The organism is Methylobacterium sp. WL103, from assembly GCF_008039885.1.
GTDB classification, from domain to species: Bacteria; Pseudomonadota; Alphaproteobacteria; order Rhizobiales; family Beijerinckiaceae; genus Methylobacterium; species Methylobacterium cerastii.
The window spans coordinates 1-4,240 of the sequence record NZ_VRUX01000370.1; the positions used below are offsets into that span (position 1 = coordinate 1).

Annotated in this window: 4 protein-coding genes; all 4 read right to left on the reverse strand. The window is 72.2% G+C overall.

The features are described 5' to 3' along the window. Positions 1–2: 2 nt before the first annotated feature. Entirely contained in the window at positions 3–1,526 is a 1,524-nt protein-coding gene (tsaE, locus tag FV222_RS18615; protein ID WP_246685542.1) for a tRNA (adenosine(37)-N6)-threonylcarbamoyltransferase complex ATPase subunit type 1 TsaE, read from the reverse strand. A 223-nt stretch (positions 1,527–1,749) separates the two neighbouring features. Further along, entirely contained in the window at positions 1,750–2,895 is a 1,146-nt protein-coding gene (locus tag FV222_RS18620; protein WP_246685541.1) for an EAL domain-containing protein, read from the reverse strand. Between the two features lie 377 nt (positions 2,896–3,272). Continuing rightward, positions 3,273–3,932, reverse strand: coding sequence for a methyltransferase (locus FV222_RS18625; protein ID WP_147751027.1), 660 nt, complete (start codon positions 3,930–3,932; stop codon positions 3,273–3,275). Beyond that, the coding region (locus FV222_RS18630; RefSeq protein ID WP_147815364.1) for a glycosyltransferase at positions 3,929–4,240 on the reverse strand (312 nt) is incomplete at its 5' end. The genes FV222_RS18625 and FV222_RS18630, both read right to left, overlap by 4 nt.

The following is a 4,240-nucleotide window of genomic DNA, read 5'->3' on the forward strand; positions in this document are numbered from 1 at the left end:
GCTCAGGCGGGCTCGGCGGGCGGCTCGGCGGGTGCGAGCAGCCCGGGCAGGTGCCGCAGGTGCCAATCGCGCAGCGAAGCCAGGGCCGGATGGGCGAGGTTGCGGGCGAGGTAGCCCTCGATCCGCGGGATGTGGGCGAGGTAGGCGGGCTTGCCGTCGCGGAGGTTCAGCCGCGCGAAGATGCCGAGGATCTTGGTGGCACGCTGCGCCGCCAGGATGGCGTAGGCGGTGGCGAAGCCCTGCACGTCGAAGGCCGTGTCGCGGGCGCGGCGCTCGCGGGCGTAGAGCCCGAGCAGCCGGAGCTCGAACTCGGCGTTGGCGTCGACCCGCGCGTCCTGGAGCAGCGAGGCGACGTCGTAGGCCGGGTGGCCGAGCACCGCGTCCTGGAAGTCGATCACGCCGATGCGCTCCAATCCGTCGCGCTCGGGCAGCCAGATCAGGTTGGGGGAATGGTAGTCCCGCAAAGTCCAGGTCGGGCGGGCGGGCACGGCGCCCTCCAGAACCTCGGCCCACAGCGCGCCGAACTCGGCCCGCGCCTCCGGCGAGAGCGTCACGCCGCGCAGCGCCGGGGCGTACCAGTCCGGCAGCAGCTCGGTTTCGAACAGCAGCGCCCCGGCGTCGTAGGTCGGCAGCACGTGGTCGATGCCCTCGGCCACCGGCAGCACGCCCGGCAACTCGACGGCGTGGAGCTTGGCCAGCAGGCGCGTCGCCTCGGCGTAGCGCTCGGGCCGCGGGCCGGCGGCGTCGACCACCGGCTCGATGCCGAGGTCTTCGAGGATCAGCAGGCCGGTGTCGAGGTCCTCGCCGTAGATGCGCGGCGCCGAGAAGCCCAGCGCCCGCAGCCCCCGGTCGATGGCGACGAAGGCGTGGACGCTCTCGGCGAGCTTGACGATGGCGCTGTAGGGCTTGCCGTCGCGCACCGGGGGGCCGTCGGCCCGCGGCGGCGAGATCATCAGCACCGCCGAGCGGCCGTCGGGATGGGTCAGGCGCTCGTAGGCGCGCGACGACGCGTCGCCCTGCATCAGGGTGCGCGTCGCCTCGTCCCAGCCGCTGCGGGCGAGCAGCGCGCGGACCGCGCGCGCGCGATCGAGGCGGGCGCGCATGCCCTCGGTGCCGGAGATGCGCGCGAACCGCGAGCCCTCGCCGAACTCGGGCCGGAGCGACAGGTCGATCGAGAGCACCGGCCCCTCGCGCGGCGGCAGCCGCTCGGGCCACTCGACCAGGGTGATCGCGGAATCCGTCATCTCGTCGAAGCCGAGCTCGACCAGCTCGTCGGCGCTGCGCAGGCGGTAGAGGTCGGCGTGGACGATCGCGCCGAGCCGGCCCTCGTAGGGCTGGATCAGGGTGAAGGTCGGGCTTGGAACCTCGAGGTCCGGGTCGCCGGCCAATTCGCGGATCAGCGCGCGCGCGAGCGTGGTCTTGCCACCGCCCAGGCCGCCCGAGAGCGCGACGAGGTCGCCCGGCATCAGGAACTCTGCCAGGAACAGCCCGAGATCTTCCGTCGCGCCCTCTTCGGGCAGTACGATCTCCCAGGCCGGCGGCTGACCGTCCGACGGGGGCGTGCCGGCCGCGGGGGCATCGCCCGAGACGGCGCCCTGCCGGTCGTGATCGGGATCGTCGTCGCCCAAAACCGTCAACCTCCGAGCGCCGGTGCGCGGCGCGGCCTTCGCATCCGCTGTATCGGAGGATCCTTAACCGAACTTCGCGAAATCGCGCATCCCCGCCCGCCCCGACGACCGGTGCGAGCGGCTACGGCGCGACGATCAGCGCCGCATCGTAGGGCGCGAGTCGCCAGGCCTTGGTCAGGGCGAGGGTCTCCGCGAGCGGCACCGGGCGGCTGAAACGGTAGCCCTGGCCGTAGGCGCAGCCCATCTCGGCGAGGGCGTCGGCCTCGGCCGGCTCCTCGATGCCCTCGGCGACCACCGGGATGCCGATCTCGTCGGCGAGCCGCAGGATCGTCTGGATGATCTTGCGGTTGGACGGGGTGGTGAGCATCGCGCGCACGAACTCGCGATCGACCTTCAAGGTGGTGATCGGCAGCTTCGAGAGGTCGCTCAGCGACGAGTAGCCGGTGCCGAAGTCGTCGATGGCGACGCCCATGCCCGCCTCGCGGCACTGGCTGAGCGCTTCCGTGGCGCCCACGGGATCGCGCATCACCGTGGTCTCGGTGATCTCGAGCTTCAGCGTCGACGGGGCGATGCCGGTGCTGCGCAGCATCTCGCCGACCATCTCGGGGAAGCTCGCCCGGGCGAGGTCGTGGCCGCCGACGTTGATCGAAAGGAACAGCGGCCCGTCGGTGGCGGCCGGGTTCTGCAGGGCCGCCCTCATGATCTCGGGCATGATCCGCCCGACCTCGCAGACGACCCATTGGGTGATCTCGACGATCAGTTCGCTCGCTTCCGCGACCGGGATGAACGCCATCGGGTGCACGAGGCCCTTCTCGGGATGGCGCCAGCGGATCAGGGCCTCGAAGCCGGCGAGCGCCTCCGTCCCGAGGTGGACGATCGGCTGCAGGTACAGCTCGAACTCGTTGCGGTTCAGCGCGAGGCGCAGCGCGCGCTCCGTCATCATCGCGTCGATCGAGGCCTCGAAATCCGCCTTCAGCGACGGCGAAAAATGGGCGCCGGCGGCTCGCGTCGGCGCGACCCTACCGTTCGGCGCGACCGTACCGTTCGGCCTCGGCAGCGCCACGGCATCCCGGCAGCAGGCCATGATGACGCCGAAGCACAGGCGCAGGATCGGGTCGGCATTGTGCAGGCGATGCCGGATCTGCTCCTCGGAGACCGAGACGAGGATGCAATCCTCGATCGCCCGCGCCGAGGCGGAGCGCGGGCCGGCATCGAGCAGCGCCATCTCGCCGACGATCTCGCCGGCGGCGCGCTCGGCGATCGACACCTCGACGCCGTCGCGCCGAAGGAAGAGCGCGGCCCGCCCCGCGACGATCAGGTTAGGCGAACGCGCCGGGCTCGCCCTCCTCGAAGATCGCGGCGCCGGCGGACAGTGTCACGTAGGCGTTAGGATCGTTCATCTTCCGGTCCATGCCCCGCAGACCGCACCGGTGGCCGATGCGGAAATTGCCCGACCGACATTAATCAACCCACAATTTTCTTGGCCGCCGATCGAAAAACCACGATCGATCACGTGAATGCTTTCTTTCACCGCCCAATAGTGGCCATATCCACGGATACAACCGCTGGACGGCCAAACGAATACTACTCGAGGTGGCGCCGGTTGCCTTCTGCCAACGCGACCCGGCGGCGGCGCCCACCGGATCACCCGACGAACCGCCAGACGTGGCTCTGCTTGATCTCGGCATCCTCCAGCGCCCGCGTCACCGGCACGGCGTAGCTGGCGATCGCCTCGAGGCGGGCGCGCGGCAGGTAGCTGCGGCCGGGATCGCCGAGCAGCACCGTGGTGCCGGCAGCGTGCAGGCGCCCGAGCCAGCCGCCCACCGCGGCGGCGAGGTCGCGCTCGTAGAAGATGTCGGCGGCGAGCACGAGGTCGACGTCGGGCACGGTGCCGACCAGGTCGGCCGCCGTCGCGGTGATCCGGCCGGCGACGCCGTTGGCGGCGGCGTTGAGCGGGATCGCGGCGATGGCGAAGGGGTCGAGGTCGCTGGCGAGCACCGAGGCGGCGCCGGACTTCGCCGCGGCGATCGCCACCAGGCCGGAACCGGAGGCGAAGTCGAGCACGCGCCGCCCGGCGACGACCTCTGGGTTGTCGAGGAGGTAGCGGGCGAGTGCCTGGCCGCCGGCCCAGGCGAAGGCCCAGAACGGCGGCGGCAGGCCGATCTCGGCCAGTTCGTCCTCGGTCTTCTGCCACAGCTCCGTCGCCTCGTCGGCGACGTGGATCACCAACTCCGGCGCATGCGCCACCGGCAGCAGGCGGGTGTTGGCGCGGATGAAGGCGTCGGCGTCTTTGCTCGCGATCATGAGCCCAGCAGCTCGCGGTAGAGGCCGGAGACGGCCGCGGACACCGCGGCCTCCGAGAACCCGTCCTCGACGACCCGTCGGCGGGCCGCGGCGCCGAGACCCGCGACGAGGGCCGGGTCGCGGGCAAGGCGCACCAGGGCCGCGGCCAGGGCCGGCGCGTCGTCCGGGGGGACGACAAGGCCCTCGACGCCGTCGCGCACCAGGGCGCGGCAGCCCGGCACGTCGGTGGTCACGAGCGCCCGGCCGCAGGCGGCGGCCTCGAGCAGGGTACGCGGCAGGCCCTCCCCGCCCCGCGAGGGCAGGCAGCC

Bases quoted from the DNA above. Each gene is read 5' to 3' on its own strand.
- FV222_RS18625 (WP_147751027.1), bottom strand. From the start codon at position 3,932: ATGATCGCGAGCAAAGACGCCGACGCCTTCATCCGCGCCAACACCCGC.